General features: G+C 60.9%; 13 protein-coding genes. 7 read left to right on the top strand and 6 right to left on the bottom strand.

The window, feature by feature from the left end:
• Window positions 1-2 precede the first annotated feature (2 nt).
• Window positions 3-1,556: a galactarate dehydratase gene (gene garD, locus ODQ19_RS01865; protein ID WP_330209203.1), complete on the top strand. Its 1,554-nt coding sequence runs from the start codon at window positions 3-5 to the stop codon at window positions 1,554-1,556.
• Between the two features lie 219 nt (window positions 1,557-1,775).
• Window positions 1,776-2,717: an AEC family transporter gene (locus tag ODQ19_RS01860; protein ID WP_330209202.1), complete on the top strand. Its 942-nt coding sequence runs from the start codon at window positions 1,776-1,778 to the stop codon at window positions 2,715-2,717.
• Window positions 2,718-2,835: 118 nt separating this feature from the next.
• Here the strand turns inward: ODQ19_RS01860 and ODQ19_RS01855 are convergent, their stop codons facing one another.
• The 6 genes from ODQ19_RS01855 to gatC form a co-directional block, all read right to left on the bottom strand.
• Complete coding sequence (locus ODQ19_RS01855) at window positions 2,836-3,219, bottom strand: carboxymuconolactone decarboxylase family protein (protein WP_330209201.1); 384 nt, start codon at window positions 3,217-3,219, stop codon at window positions 2,836-2,838.
• Window positions 3,216-4,295, bottom strand: coding sequence for a calcium/sodium antiporter (locus ODQ19_RS01850; protein WP_330209242.1), 1,080 nt, complete (start codon window positions 4,293-4,295; stop codon window positions 3,216-3,218). Before ODQ19_RS01850 ends, ODQ19_RS01855 begins: the two co-directional genes overlap by 4 nt.
• 26 nt (window positions 4,296-4,321) lie before the next feature.
• On the bottom strand, window positions 4,322-4,693 hold the full coding sequence (locus ODQ19_RS01845) for a septal ring lytic transglycosylase RlpA family protein (protein ID WP_330209200.1): 372 nt from the start codon (window positions 4,691-4,693) through the stop codon (window positions 4,322-4,324).
• A 160-nt stretch (window positions 4,694-4,853) separates the two neighbouring features.
• A complete protein-coding gene (gene gatB, locus ODQ19_RS01840) occupies window positions 4,854-6,299 on the bottom strand; it encodes an Asp-tRNA(Asn)/Glu-tRNA(Gln) amidotransferase subunit GatB (protein ID WP_330209199.1) in 1,446 nt (481 codons plus the stop codon).
• 10 nt (window positions 6,300-6,309) lie between these two features.
• Window positions 6,310-7,761 carry an Asp-tRNA(Asn)/Glu-tRNA(Gln) amidotransferase subunit GatA gene (gatA, locus tag ODQ19_RS01835; RefSeq protein WP_330209198.1) on the bottom strand — a complete coding sequence of 484 codons (1,452 nt, stop codon included), beginning with the start codon at window positions 7,759-7,761 and terminating at the stop codon, window positions 6,310-6,312.
• Window positions 7,762-7,777: 16 nt separating this feature from the next.
• Window positions 7,778-8,065: an Asp-tRNA(Asn)/Glu-tRNA(Gln) amidotransferase subunit GatC gene (gene gatC / locus ODQ19_RS01830; protein WP_003188556.1), complete on the bottom strand. Its 288-nt coding sequence runs from the start codon at window positions 8,063-8,065 to the stop codon at window positions 7,778-7,780.
• Window positions 8,066-8,275: 210 nt separating this feature from the next.
• Here gatC and mreB point away from each other — a divergent pair, with 210 nt between their 5' ends.
• The 5 genes from mreB (at window position 8,276) to rng (ending at window position 13,205) form a co-directional block, all read left to right on the top strand.
• Window positions 8,276-9,313 (top strand): rod shape-determining protein MreB, encoded by a 1,038-nt coding sequence (gene mreB, locus ODQ19_RS01825; RefSeq protein ID WP_002555108.1) that lies wholly within the window; start codon window positions 8,276-8,278, stop codon window positions 9,311-9,313.
• 139 nt (window positions 9,314-9,452) lie between these two features.
• The gene (gene mreC, locus ODQ19_RS01820; RefSeq protein WP_116667145.1) at window positions 9,453-10,541 is read left to right on the top strand and encodes a rod shape-determining protein MreC; all 1,089 of its coding nucleotides are present in this window, start codon (window positions 9,453-9,455) and stop codon (window positions 10,539-10,541) included.
• Window positions 10,541-11,029, top strand: a complete 489-nt coding sequence (mreD, locus tag ODQ19_RS01815; RefSeq protein ID WP_003188558.1) for a rod shape-determining protein MreD — start codon at window positions 10,541-10,543, stop codon at window positions 11,027-11,029. Before mreC ends, mreD begins: the two co-directional genes overlap by 1 nt.
• A 51-nt stretch (window positions 11,030-11,080) precedes the next feature.
• Window positions 11,081-11,677, top strand: coding sequence for a Maf family protein (locus ODQ19_RS01810; RefSeq protein ID WP_330209197.1), 597 nt, complete (start codon window positions 11,081-11,083; stop codon window positions 11,675-11,677).
• 70 nt (window positions 11,678-11,747) lie between these two features.
• Entirely contained in the window at window positions 11,748-13,205 is a 1,458-nt protein-coding gene (gene rng, locus ODQ19_RS01805) for a ribonuclease G (protein WP_003188562.1), read from the top strand.
• Window positions 13,206-13,263 lie beyond the last annotated feature (58 nt).

The following is a 13,263-nucleotide window of genomic DNA, read 5'->3' as shown; positions in this document are numbered from 1 at the left end:
TGATGCAGTTGATTGAACATGCCGACTCGCCGCGCTCGATCCGTTTGCACGCGCGCGACAATGTAGTGATCGTGGTGAACGATCAAGGGGTACCCGCCGGTACCGAGTTTCCCGACGGCCTGGTCACCGTGGATTTCATCCCGCAGAGCCACAAGGTGACCCTGGAAGACATCCCCGAGGGCGGCCGGATTATTCGCTATGGCCAGACCATCGGTTATGCCCTGGCGCCGATTCCTCGCGGCAGTTGGGTGCAGGAGGACCAGTTGCGCATGCCCACCGCACCGCCGCTGGACAGTTTGCCTCTGTCCACCGAGGTGCCTGAAACCCAGGCGCCTCTGGAGGGGTTTACCTTCGAGGGCTATCGCAATGCGGACGGCACCGTGGGCACGCGCAATATCCTCGGCATTACTACCACTGTGCAATGCGTCACGGGCGTGCTGGACCATGCGGTCAAGCGCATCAAGGACGAGTTGCTGCCCCACTACCCGCATGTCGATGACGTGGTCGCGCTGACCCACAGCTACGGCTGCGGCGTGGCGATTACGGCGACGGACGCCTACATCCCCATCCGCACCGTGCGCAACCTGGCGCGCAACCCCAATCTGGGCGGCGAAGCCTTGGTGATCAGCCTGGGCTGTGAAAAGCTCCAGGCAGGGCAGGTGATGCACGATAACGACAGCTCCGTGGACCTGAGCGAGCCTTGGCTGTATCGCCTGCAGGATTCCAGCCACGGCTTTACCGAAATGATCGAGCAGATCATGGCCCTGGCCGACGTGCGCTTGAAGAAACTCGACCAGCGCCGCCGCGAAACCGTGCCGGCCTCCGAGCTGATCCTGGGCATGCAGTGCGGCGGCAGCGATGCGTTTTCCGGCATCACCGCCAACCCGGCGCTGGGGTATGCCTCGGATCTGTTACTGCGCGCCGGCGCGACGGTGATGTTTTCCGAAGTGACTGAAGTGCGCGATGCGATTTACCTGCTGACCTCACGCGCGCAGAACCAGGACGTCGCCCGCGAGCTGGTCAGGGAAATGGACTGGTATGACCGTTACCTGGCCAAGGGTGAAGCAGACCGCAGCGCCAATACCACGCCGGGTAATAAGAAGGGCGGGCTGTCGAATATTGTCGAGAAGTCGTTGGGCTCCATCGTCAAATCCGGCAGCAGTGCCATCAACGGCGTACTTGGTCCTGGCGAGCGCTTCAAGGAAAAGGGCCTGATCTTTTGCGCCACACCGGCCAGTGATTTTGTCTGCGGCACCTTGCAACTGGCAGCGGGGATGAACCTGCATGTGTTCACCACCGGGCGCGGCACGCCGTACGGGCTGGCGATGGCGCCGGTGGTGAAGGTCTCCACCCGCACCGAACTGGCCCAGCGTTGGCCGGACCTGATCGATATCGACGCCGGGCGCATTGCCACGGGGCGGGCGAGCATCGAGGAACTGGGTTGGGAGTTGTTCCACTTCTATCTGGATGTGGCCAGCGGCAAGAAGCAGACCTGGGCAGAGCGGCATAAGCTGCATAACGACATCACGCTGTTCAACCCGGCGCCGATTACCTGAGACCAGGCGCTAACCCTGTAGGAGCGAGCTTGCTCGCGAAAAACGTCAACGATAACGCGTGTTAACTGAGTGAACGCGGCGCCTGGGAGTTTCTCGCGAGCAAGCTCGCTCCTACAACGGGAAGCTTGCTCCCACATTTGAATGGCGTTGCCCACACGAACCCGCTCGTACTGGCTTATCATTAGCCAACTAACGACGCCCACCAAGGTTCTCCCCGGCATGCTGGCAATCTTCCTCACCACCCTCACCATCACCGCGCCGGTGTTTGCCATGCTGTTTCTGGGCGTGTTTCTAAAGCGCATCAACTGGATCAATGACAACTTTATCCACACCGCGTCGTCCCTGGTGTTCAACGTGGCCATGCCGGCGCTGCTGTTCCTTGGCATTCTGCATGCCGACCTGCACTCGGCGCTCAAGCCGGGCCTGCTCATCTACTTCTGCGTTGCCACCCTGGTGAGCTTTGCCGTGGCCTGGGGTTGGGCGATCTTTCGCTGCAAGCGCGAAGACCGAGGCATCTACGCCCAAGGCGCGTTTCGTGGCAATAACGGGGTCATCGGCCTGGCGCTGGCGGCCAGTATGTACGGCGACTACGGTATATCGCTGGGCGCGATCCTCGCCGCGCTGGTGATCCTCTTTTACAACACGCTGTCGACCATTGTGCTGGCGGTCTATAGCCCGGTGATCAAGTCAGACCCGTGGAGCATCTTCAAAAGTGTATTGGCCAACCCGCTGATTATCAGCGTGATCGTCGCCACGCCGTTCGCGTACTTCCAGATCGGCGTGCCCGGCTGGCTTGAGAAATCCTTGCAGTACCTATCTGACGCCACGCTGCCGTTGGCGTTGATTTGCATCGGTGGCACCTTGTCCATGGCCGCGCTACGCAAGAGCGGCAGCATGGCGTTGAGCGCGAGCCTGATGAAGATGATCTGGCTACCAGTGATTGCCACTTTGGGCGCTTGGTTGCTGGGGTTCCGAGGGCCGGAGTTGGGGATTCTGTTTCTGTATTTCGGCGCGCCGACGGCCGCCGCAAGCTTTGTGATGGCTCGGGCGGCGCAGGGTAATCATGAGTTGGCGGCCGCGATTATCGTGATCACCACGCTGATGGCGGCGGTGACCACGAATATCGGGATTTTTGTGTTGCAGGCGGGTGGTTGGATCTAAGTTTTGCGCGGTCTTCAGGGCCATTCGCGAGCAAGCCCGCTCCCACATTCGACCGCATTCTCATGCTGAAACTCGGACAAATGTGGGAGCGGGCTTGCTCGCGAAGGCGATCTGGCAGTCACTGTTGATCGGCCTGATACGCCTCAATCACTTCCTGTGCCGCCCGAAATGCATCAATCGCCGCCGGCACCCCGGCATACACCGCGCAATGCAGCAGCGCTTCGCGAATCTCCTCGACCGTACAGCCATTATTCAGTGCGCCGCGCACATGGCCCTTGAGTTCCTGCGGGCACTTGAGGGCGGTGAGGGCGGCGAGGGTGATCAGGCTGCGGGTTTTGAGCGGCAAGCCCTCGCGGTTCCAGACGCTGCCCCACGCGTGTTCGTTGACAAAATCCTGCAATGGCTGGGTGAACGCTGTGGCATTACCCAGGGCGCGGTCGACGAACACATCGCCCATGACCTGGCGACGCACTTCAACCCCGGGCTTTTTCTGATCGTTCATTGCGACTCCCTCTTGTGTTGGCGGTGCCAGGCGCGCAGTGAGGTGAACAACAGCAAAACGCCTAACGCCGGCAGGACGTAGTACAGCATCAATTGCTCAAGCTTGTTGGCCAGGGGCATGCCCGTGGTGAAGGCCATCACATGCAGGCCGTAGGCCAGGTATAGCCCCAGCAACACCAGCCCTTCGATGCGCGTTACCCGGTAGCCGGTATAGAACACCGGCAGGCACAGGATGATGGCGCCGAGCATCACCGGTAAATCGAAGTCCAGGGCGTTGGGCGAGACCGACAGCGGCGTCGGCGCCACCAGTGCGGTAAAACCCAGCACGCCGAGCAGGTTGAACAGGTTGCTGCCGATCACGTTGCCCACGGCGATCTCCCGTTCGCCACGCAAGGCGGCGATCAGCGAAGTGGCCAGGCACGGCAGCGAAGTACCGACGCCGATCAGCGTCAGGCCGATGACGCGCTCCGACAATCCGAGATCGCCCGCCACCTCCACCGCTGCGCCGAGCAACAAATGCCCGGCCAGCACCAGCACCAGCAAACCGCCGAGCATCAGCAGCACACTGCTCAGCCACGGCGCCTTGGCCACGGTGTCCAAGGTGCGCGGGCGGCGGGAATGACGTGTCTGGTAGTGCAATACGCCCAGGTAGGCCACCAGCGCCACTAGCAGCACGGCGCCATCGAAGGGCGTCAGCATTTCATTGGCTGCGAGGATAAACACCAGCAGGCCGGCGACGATCATCACCGGGATATCCACGCGCACCAGCTGCCGCGAGACCCGCAGCGGAATGATCAGCGCGGACAAGCCCAGGGTCACGAGGATATTGAAGATGCTGCTGCCAATGACGCTGCCCACGGCAATGTCCGTGTTGCCGGCCAGCGTGGCCTGAAGACTGACGGTCATCTGTGGCGCACTGCTGCCGAAGGCGACGATGCTCAAGCCGATGATCAGTGGCCGCACCTTGAGGCTCGCCGCCAGGCGTACCGCGGCGCGTACCAGGATTTCAGCGCCGATGATCAGCAAGATCAGGCCGCCCACCAGTTCGAGCAGGCTCCAGGGTGAGAGGGCGTTCAATCCGAAAATGCTCAAGGCTGCCTCGATCAGTTGTTCAGGGCTTGCACGCGAACCCGCGCGGTACCGCTGCGCAGCATGCGCAACTGCTCGGCAGCCTTGCGTGAAAGGTCGATCAGGCGCCCACGGGTGTGCGGGCCGCGATCAGTGATACGCACCACGACAGAACGGTTGTTGTCGAGGTTGGTCACCCTGACCTGCGTGCCGAAGGGCAGGCGCCGATGGGCGGCGGTCAAGGCGTTCTGGTTGAAAGGTTCACCGCTGGCGGTTTTCTTGCCATGGTGCTTGGCGCCGTAATAGGACGCGGTGCCGGTTTCGTCATAGCCGTTGGGGTCGATGAGGCCGCTGGCGCAACCGGCCAGCAGGGAGGACAGGGCCAGGAGGCCGAGTAGACGCTTCATTTCAGATATGCCCCGGTAACAAATGTGGGAGCGGGCTTGCTCGCGAATACGGTAGAACATTCAACATATATGTTGGCTGTCAGTCCGCTTTCGCGAGCAAGCCCGCTCCCACAGGAGTTAGAGCCAGAATTTGGATTCTGCTCCAACCATTTCACTGCAATTAGCCTTCGAGCTTGCTTTTGAGCAGTTCGTTCACCTGTTGCGGGTTGGCTTTGCCCTTGGAGGCTTTCATCGCCTGGCCGACAAAGAAGCCGAACATCTTGCCGCGCTTGGCTTCGTCTGCCGCACGGTATTGCTCGACCTGCTCGGCATTGGCCGCGAGCATGTCATCGAGTACGGCCGAGATGGCGCCGCTGTCGGTGACTTGCTTGAGGCCACGCTTCTCGATGATCTCGTCGGCATTGCCTTCACCTGCGGCCATCGCTTCGAACACGGTCTTGGCGATTTTGCCGGAGATGGTGTTGTCCTTGATGCGCAGCAGCATGCCACCCAGTTGTTCGGCGGTGACCGGCGCTTCGTCGATTTCCAGGCCCTGTTTGTTCAACAGGCTGCCCAGCTCGACCATCACCCAGTTGGCCGCCAGCTTGGCGTCGCCGGCAATGCTCACGACTTTTTCGAAGTAGTTGGCTTGTTCGCGGCTGGAAGCCAATACGCTGGCATCGTAGACCGACAGGCCGAACTGTTCCTGGAAGCGTTCGCGTTTTTGCTGCGGTAGTTCCGGCAGGGTGGCGCGGATGTCATTGAGGAAGGAATCCTCCAGCACCACCGGCAACAGGTCCGGGTCGGGGAAGTAACGGTAGTCGTTGGCTTCCTCTTTGCTGCGCATGGCGCGGGTTTCGTCTTTGTTCGGGTCGTACAGGCGCGTTTGCTGGATCACCTTGCCGCCGTCTTCGATCAGCTCGATCTGGCGACGTACTTCGCTGTTGATCGCCTTCTCGATGAAGCGGAACGAGTTGACGTTCTTGATCTCGCAGCGGGTGCCGAACTCAACCTGACCCTTGGGGCGGATCGACACGTTGCAGTCGCAACGCAGCGAGCCTTCGGCCATGTTGCCGTCGCAGATGCCCAGGTAACGCACCAGCGCGTGGATGGTCTTGACGTAGGCCACGGCTTCCTTGGCGCTGCGCATGTCCGGCTCGGACACGATTTCCAGCAGCGGCGTGCCGGCACGGTTCAGGTCGATACCGGTAGCGCCCGGGAATTCTTCGTGCAGGCTTTTGCCGGCGTCTTCCTCCAGGTGTGCACGGGTGACGCCGACGCGCTTGATGGTGCCGTCTTCCAGGGGAATGTCCAGGTGGCCCTTGCCGACAATCGGCAGTTCCATCTGGCTGATCTGGTAGCCCTTGGGCAGGTCCGGGTAGAAGTAGTTCTTGCGCGCGAACACGTTGTGCTGGCCGATTTCGGCGTCAATCGCCAGGCCGAACATCACCGCCATGCGCACCGCTTCCTGGTTCAGCACCGGCAGCACGCCGGGCATGCCCAGGTCTACCAGGCTGGCCTGGGTATTGGGCTCAGAGCCGAACGTGGTGGCGCTACCGGAGAAAATCTTCGATTGGGTGGCGAGCTGGGTATGAATCTCCAGCCCGATCACAACTTCCCATTGCATAGTGTTCTCCTCAGAAGCCGGTAGGGGTGCGGGTGTGCCAGTCGGTGTTCAACTGGTACTGGTGCGCCACATTGAGCAGGCGGCCTTCCTGGAAATACGGGGCGAGCAATTGCACGCCCACCGGCAGGCCATCGACGAAGCCTGCTGGCATGGACAAGCCCGGCAAGCCCGCGAGGTTGGCGGTGATGGTGTAGAGGTCTTCCAGGTACTCGGCGATCGGGTCGCCGGTCTTGGCGCCGATCTTCCAGGCCGGGTTAGGCGTGGTCGGGCCGAGGATCACGTCGACTTCTTCGAAGGCAGCCATGAAGTCGTTCTTGATCAGGCGACGGATTTTTTGCGCCTTGAGGTAGTACGCGTCGTAGTAGCCGGCGGACAGGGCATAAGCGCCGACCATGATCCGGCGCTGCACTTCACTGCCGAAGCCTTCGCCACGGGAGCGTTTGTACAGGTCGGTGAGGTCTTTCGGGTTCTCGCAGCGATAGCCGAAGCGCACGCCGTCGAAACGCGACAGGTTGGAAGACGCCTCTGCCGGCGCGATCACGTAGTAGGCGGGAATCGCGTGCTGGTTGTTCGGCAGGCTGATTTCCTTGATCACGGCGCCGAGCTTTTCCAGCTCTTTGATGCTGTTTTGCACCAGTTCGGCGATACGCGGGTCGAGGCCGGCGCTGAAGTATTCCTTCGGCACGCCGATGCGCAGGCCCTTGATCGAGGTGTTCAGGCTGGCGCTGTAGTCCGGCACTGGCTCGTCGATGCTGGTGGAGTCCTGTTTATCGAAGCCTGCCATGCCTTGTAACAATATTGCGCAGTCTTCAGCGGTGCGTGCCAGAGGGCCGCCCTGATCGAGACTTGAGGCGTAGGCGATCATGCCCCAGCGTGAAACGCGACCGTAGGTCGGCTTCAGGCCGGTGAGGTTGGTGAAGGCGGCTGGCTGGCGGATCGAACCGCCGGTGTCGGTGGCGGTAGCGGCCGGCAGGAAGCGCGCGGCCACGGCCGCAGCGGAACCACCGGACGAACCACCCGGTACGTGTTCCAGGTTCCACGGGTTTTTCACCGCGCCGTAGTAGCTCGACTCGTTGGCCGACCCCATGGCGAATTCGTCCATGTTGGTCTTGCCCAGGGTCACGGCACCGGCAGCGGCCAGCTTGGCGACCACAGTGGCGTCGTAGGGCGCCTTGAAGTTGTCGAGCATCTTCGAGCCGCAGCTGGTGCGAATGCCCTGGGTGCAGAACAGGTCCTTGTGGGCGATCGGTGCGCCGAGCAGCGCGCCGTTCTCACCGTTGGCGCGACGGGCGTCGGCGGCCTTGGCCTGGCTCAGGGCCAGCTCCTCGGTGAGGCTGATGAAGCTGTTGACCTTGGGATCGAGCGCAGAAATACGCGCCAGCAAGGCCTGGGTCAGCTCTTCGGAAGAAAACGATTTGTCGGCGAGACCGCGGGCGATCTCGGCCAGAGTCATGTGATGCATGAAAGGCTCTTTCCCTTTAGTCGATGACTTTCGGAACCAGGTACAGGCCGTTTTCGACCGCTGGCGCGATGGACTGGTAGGCCTCGCGATTATTGCGTTCGGTCACGACGTCTGCGCGCAGGCGCTGGCTGGCTTCCAGTGGGTGAGCCAGGGGCTCGATGCCGTCGGTATTCACGGCCTGCATTTGGTCGACCAGCCCGAGAATGCTGTTCAGGGCTGCGGTGGTCTGTGGAAGATCGGCATCATTAAGGCCAAGCGAGGCCAAATGTGCGATTTTTTCCACGTCGGAGCGTTCAAGCGCCATGGGATTCTCCAGTGGAAAACAGAACGGAGGGCGTCCGTGTGTTAGATTGTCGGAACACTACCGCATTTCTACGGTCATAAGGCCGCGATTGTGGGGGTTGGTGCACAGAAAGTCGGCCAATTTAGCACATTGGCGCCTTGCCCAAAATCCCTGTCGTTGTTAGAGTTTGCCGCACTTTTTTACCCACGCGTTGCCTAGGGTCCTTTCCCCATGTTCAAGAAACTGCGTGGCATGTTTTCCAGCGATCTCTCCATTGACCTGGGCACTGCCAACACCCTTATTTACGTGCGCGAGCGCGGTATCGTTCTGAATGAGCCATCGGTTGTGGCCATTCGGACCCATGGTAATCAGAAAAGTGTCGTTGCCGTTGGCACCGAGGCCAAGCGCATGCTCGGCCGTACACCAGGCAATATTGCTGCCATTCGTCCGATGAAGGATGGCGTGATCGCCGATTTCAGCGTCTGCGAAAAGATGCTGCAGTACTTCATCAACAAGGTTCACGAAAACAGTTTCCTGCAGCCCAGCCCTCGTGTGCTGATCTGCGTTCCGTGCAAGTCCACCCAGGTGGAGCGTCGCGCCATCCGTGAATCGGCCCTTGGCGCCGGTGCCCGTGAAGTATTCCTGATCGAAGAGCCGATGGCGGCTGCGATCGGTGCCGGCCTGCCGGTGGAAGAAGCGCGCGGTTCGATGGTGGTGGATATCGGTGGTGGTACTACCGAAATCGCCCTGATTTCCCTGAACGGTGTGGTGTATGCCGAATCCGTGCGCGTGGGCGGCGACCGCTTCGACGAAGCGATCATCACTTATGTGCGTCGTAACTACGGCAGCCTGATCGGCGAATCCACCGCCGAGCGCATCAAGCAGGAAATCGGCACCGCTTACCCAGGCGGCGAAGTGCGCGAAGTCGATGTGCGCGGCCGCAACCTGGCCGAAGGCGTTCCACGTGCCTTCACCCTGAACTCCAATGAAGTGCTGGAGGCTCTGCAAGAGTCCCTGGCCACCATCGTTCAGGCCGTGAAAAGCGCCCTGGAGCAATCGCCGCCGGAGCTGGCTTCCGATATCGCCGAGCGTGGCCTGGTACTGACCGGTGGTGGCGCTTTGCTGCGCGACCTCGACAAGTTGCTGGCCCAGGAAACCGGCTTGCCGGTGATCGTCGCCGAAGACCCGCTGACCTGTGTTGCCCGTGGTGGTGGTCGTGCGCTGGAAATGATGGATAAACACACCATGGACCTGCTCTCCAGCGAATAAGATTGCCTGGATGGTTCATGCTTGGTCGGCAGGCAGCACTTTGCAGTGCTGCCTGTTGGCGTTTATCTTCTTCAATCTGCATCCAGGCCGGTTTGATGCCGTATGAATAAAGAGAACATTTGCCTGGGAGGAGCGGCTTATTAAACCGCTTTTCGCCAAAGGCCCCTCATTGGGTGTGCGCTTATTGGTGCTGACCGTGCTTTCGGTCGCGCTGATGGTGGTCGATGCCCGCTTTGCACTGCTCAAGCCGGTGCGTAGCCAGATGTCGCTGGTGTTGATGCAGACCTACTGGATCACCGACCTGCCGCAACGTCTCTTCCAGGGCGTGTCCAGCCAATTTGGCAGCCGCACCGAACTGGTCGCCGAGAACGAAAAACTCAAGACTGAAAACCTGCTGTTGCAGGGGCGCATGCAAAAGCTGGCGGCCCTCACCGAGCAGAACGTTCGGCTGCGCGAGTTGCTCAATTCTTCCGCGCTGGTCAACGAAAAGGTCGAAGTGGCCGAACTGATCGGCATGGACCCCAACCCCTTTACCCACCGCATCATCATCAACAAGGGTGAGCGCGACGGTGTGGTGCTTGGACAGCCGGTGCTCGACGCCCGTGGCCTGATGGGACAGGTGGTCGAGTTGATGCCCTACACCTCGCGGGTGCTGTTGCTGACGGACACTACCCATAGCATCCCGGTACAGGTCAACCGTAACGGCTTGCGCGCGATTGCCAGCGGCACCGGTAACCCGGAGCGTCTGGAACTGCGCCATGTGGCCGACACCGCTGACATCAAGGAAGGTGACCTGTTGGTCAGCTCTGGCCTGGGCCAGCGCTTCCCGGCGGGTTACCCGGTGGCGACGGTCAAGGAAGTGATCCACGATTCCGGCCAGCCGTTCGCTATCGTTCGGGCGGTACCGACGGCCGCACTGAACCGCAGCCGTTACCTGCTGCTGGTGTTCAGCGACAACCGCACCCCGGAAGAGCGCGCCAACGACGCCGCCCAGGCCCAGGAAGCGGAGGACCAGCAGAATGGCACCACGTCTATCGTGCCGGCCACGGTGCCGAAACCGGCTTTCGTCGGTCCGCCTGCACCTGCGGCGACAACTGCACCGGCACCGGTGGCAACGCCTGCTCAACCGGCAGCGCACACTGCGCGCCCGGCTAAGCCGCCTGTAGCCAAGCCCCCGGCTACTGCGCCGAGCACCGCTCCGACCACCACACGGCAGAGGGAGCAATAATGGCCGGTACTCATTCACGCAATGGCTGGATCGTCTGGCTGACCTTCGCTATCGGCTTGCTGCTCAGCGTTTCGCCGCTGCCGCAGTTCATGGAAATCCTGCGCCCGCTCTGGCTGGCTTTGTTGCTGGCGTTCTGGTCATTGAACCTGCCGCACAAGGTGGGCATGGTCACGGCCATGTGCCTGGGGTTGGCCGAAGATGTGCTGTATGGCACCTTGCTGGGCCAGAACGCATTAATCCTGACCCTGATTACCTTCCTGGTGTTGTCGCTGCAGCAGCGCTTGCGCATGTTCCCGATGTGGCAGCAGTGCCTGGTGATCCTGGTGATCTTCGGCCTGGCGCAGTTGGTGCAACTGTGGCTCAGCGCGTTGACCGGTAACCGCCAGCCGACCCTGGCCTTGGTTCTGCCGGCACTGGTCAGCGCCTTGTTATGGCCCTGGATCAGTTTTGGCCTGCGTGGGCTGCGTCGTCGCTATAAAATCAATTGAATGGATTGCGAGGCTCTGCCTGGTTATCGAACCCCACAGGGAGAGTCTGCAATGAATTCGCTTTATCTGGCCTCGGGCTCCCCGCGGCGACGTGAACTGCTGGTCCAGATCGGTGTGCCCTTTACCCTGGTCAGCGCCGCTATTGATGAAACGCCCCTTAACAACGAACCTGCCGTTGCCTATGTCGAGCGCCTTGCGCGGGGCAAGGCGACGGCGGGTTTTGTCGCGCTTGGCCACCCCTCGGGCACCTGCGTACTGGGGGCCGACACGGCGGTGATTGTCGATGGGCGGATCCTGGGCAAGCCGGTGGACCAGGCTGATGCACTGGCCATGCTGATGGCCCTTTCCGGTCGCGAGCATGAAGTGCTCACCGCCATCGCCCTGACCGACGGCCAGCAATGTGAAACCCTATGTGTCAGCAGCCGTGTACGGTTCCGCGAGGTTTCTGTGCAGGAGGCTACCACCTACTGGCACAGTGGCGAACCGCAGGACAAGGCCGGCGGCTATGCTATCCAAGGGCTGGGCTCGGTGTTTGTGGCCGGGCTTAATGGCAGTTATTCCGCCGTGGTGGGCCTGCCAGTCTGCGAAACCGCGCAACTGCTCGCCCAATTCGGCATACCCTGTTGGCAAAACCTTACCGTGTGCTGAACGCCGTATTCCAGCGCCAAGCCTTAAGCGAACGGTCACTATTGTGAAAACGCCTGAACGAGACCCAGCCATGAGTGAAGAGATTCTGATCAATATCACGCCGATGGAATCGCGCGTGGCGGTGGTAGAGAACGGTGTTCTGCAAGAAGTGCATGTCGAACGCACCCAGAAGCGCGGGATCGTCGGCAATATCTACAAAGGCAAGGTGGTGCGCGTATTGCCGGGCATGCAGGCGGCATTCGTCGACATCGGCCTGGACCGCGCTGCGTTTATCCATGCCTCGGAAATTTCCCTGCGCGAAGGCCCTGCGGTGGAAAGCATCAGCGCTCTGGTGCACGAGGGCCAGAGCCTGGTGGTGCAAGTCACCAAGGACCCTATCGGTTCTAAGGGCGCCCGCTTGACCACCCAGCTGTCGATTCCCTCGCGCTACCTGGTGTACATGCCGCGCACTGCCCATGTGGGCATTTCCTTGAAGATCGAAGATGAAGCCGAGCGCGAGCGCCTGAAGAAGGTGGTCAGCGACTGCGTCGCCGCCGAGGGCATCAAGGAAGCGGGCGGGTTTATCCTGCGTACTGCCGCAGAAGGCGCTGGCGCTGACGAGATCCTCATGGATATTCGCTACCTGCGGCGCCTGTGGGATCAGATCGACGCACAGATCAAGACCATCGGCGCGCCCAGCGTCATTTATGAAGACCTTGGCCTCGCGTTGCGTACGCTGCGCGACCTGGTCAGCCCGAAGATCGAGAAAATTCGCATCGACTCGCGGGAAACCTTCCAGCGCACCACGCAATTTGTCGCTGAGTTGATGCCAGAAATCGCCGATCGCCTGGAACACTACCCCGGCGAGCGGCCGATATTCGACTTGTATGGCGTCGAAGACGAAATCCAGAAAGCCCTGGAGCGCAAGGTGCCACTCAAGTCCGGCGGCTACCTGGTAGTAGACCCGGCAGAAGCCATGACCACCATCGACGTCAACACCGGTGCCTTCGTGGGCCATCGCAACCTTGAAGAGACCATCTTCAAGACCAATCTCGAGGCGGCTACCGCTATTGCCCGCCAACTGCGCCTGCGCAACTTGGGCGGCATCATCATCATCGACTTCATCGATATGGAAGATGAAGAGCACCAGCGCCAGGTGCTGCGTACGCTTGAGAAGCAACTGGAACGCGATCACGCCAAGACCAACATCATCGGCATCACCGAGTTGGGCCTGGTGCAGATGACTCGCAAGCGCACGCGCGAAAGCCTGGAACAGGTACTGTGCGAGCCGTGCAGCAGTTGCCAAGGGCGCGGCAAACTGAAGACCCCGGAAACGGTTTGCTACGAGATTTTCCGCGAGATCCTCCGTGAGGCACGCGCCTACCAGGCCGAAGGTTATAGAGTGCTTGCCAATCAGAAGGTGGTGGATCGCCTGCTGGACGAAGAGTCCGGTAACGTCGCCGAACTGGAAAGTTTTATCGGTCGCACGATCCGCTTCCAGGTCGAAACCATGTATTCACAGGAACAATACGACGTGGTGTTGCTCTGATCCCCAACTGTGCACTTTCTTCGAGACCGGCAGACCTTGATCCGCCGTCCGCTAACTG

Origin of the sequence: Pseudomonas sp. AM4(2022), from assembly GCF_036346515.1 — a bacterium.
GTDB classification, from domain to species: Bacteria; Pseudomonadota; Gammaproteobacteria; order Pseudomonadales; family Pseudomonadaceae; genus Aquipseudomonas; species Aquipseudomonas paracarnis.
This window is presented reverse-complemented; position numbering and strand designations above follow the sequence as displayed.

What these genes read in the sequence shown, in the direction of transcription:
- garD (WP_330209203.1), top strand. Translation starts at nt 3, where the DNA reads ATGCAGTTGATTGAACATGCCGACTCGCCGCGCTCGATCCGTTTGCAC.
- ODQ19_RS01860 (WP_330209202.1), top strand. Translation starts at nt 1,776, where the DNA reads ATGCTGGCAATCTTCCTCACCACCCTCACCATCACCGCGCCGGTGTTT.
- ODQ19_RS01855 (WP_330209201.1), bottom strand. Translation starts at nt 3,219, where the DNA reads ATGAACGATCAGAAAAAGCCCGGGGTTGAAGTGCGTCGCCAGGTCATG.
- ODQ19_RS01845 (WP_330209200.1), bottom strand. Translation starts at nt 4,693, where the DNA reads ATGAAGCGTCTACTCGGCCTCCTGGCCCTGTCCTCCCTGCTGGCCGGT.
- gatB (WP_330209199.1), bottom strand. Translation starts at nt 6,299, where the DNA reads ATGCAATGGGAAGTTGTGATCGGGCTGGAGATTCATACCCAGCTCGCC.
- gatA (WP_330209198.1), bottom strand. Translation starts at nt 7,761, where the DNA reads ATGCATCACATGACTCTGGCCGAGATCGCCCGCGGTCTCGCCGACAAA.
- gatC (WP_003188556.1), bottom strand. Translation starts at nt 8,065, where the DNA reads ATGGCGCTTGAACGCTCCGACGTGGAAAAAATCGCACATTTGGCCTCG.
- mreB (WP_002555108.1), top strand. Translation starts at nt 8,276, where the DNA reads ATGTTCAAGAAACTGCGTGGCATGTTTTCCAGCGATCTCTCCATTGAC.
- mreD (WP_003188558.1), top strand. Translation starts at nt 10,541, where the DNA reads ATGGCCGGTACTCATTCACGCAATGGCTGGATCGTCTGGCTGACCTTC.
- ODQ19_RS01810 (WP_330209197.1), top strand. Translation starts at nt 11,081, where the DNA reads ATGAATTCGCTTTATCTGGCCTCGGGCTCCCCGCGGCGACGTGAACTG.
- rng (WP_003188562.1), top strand. Translation starts at nt 11,748, where the DNA reads ATGAGTGAAGAGATTCTGATCAATATCACGCCGATGGAATCGCGCGTG.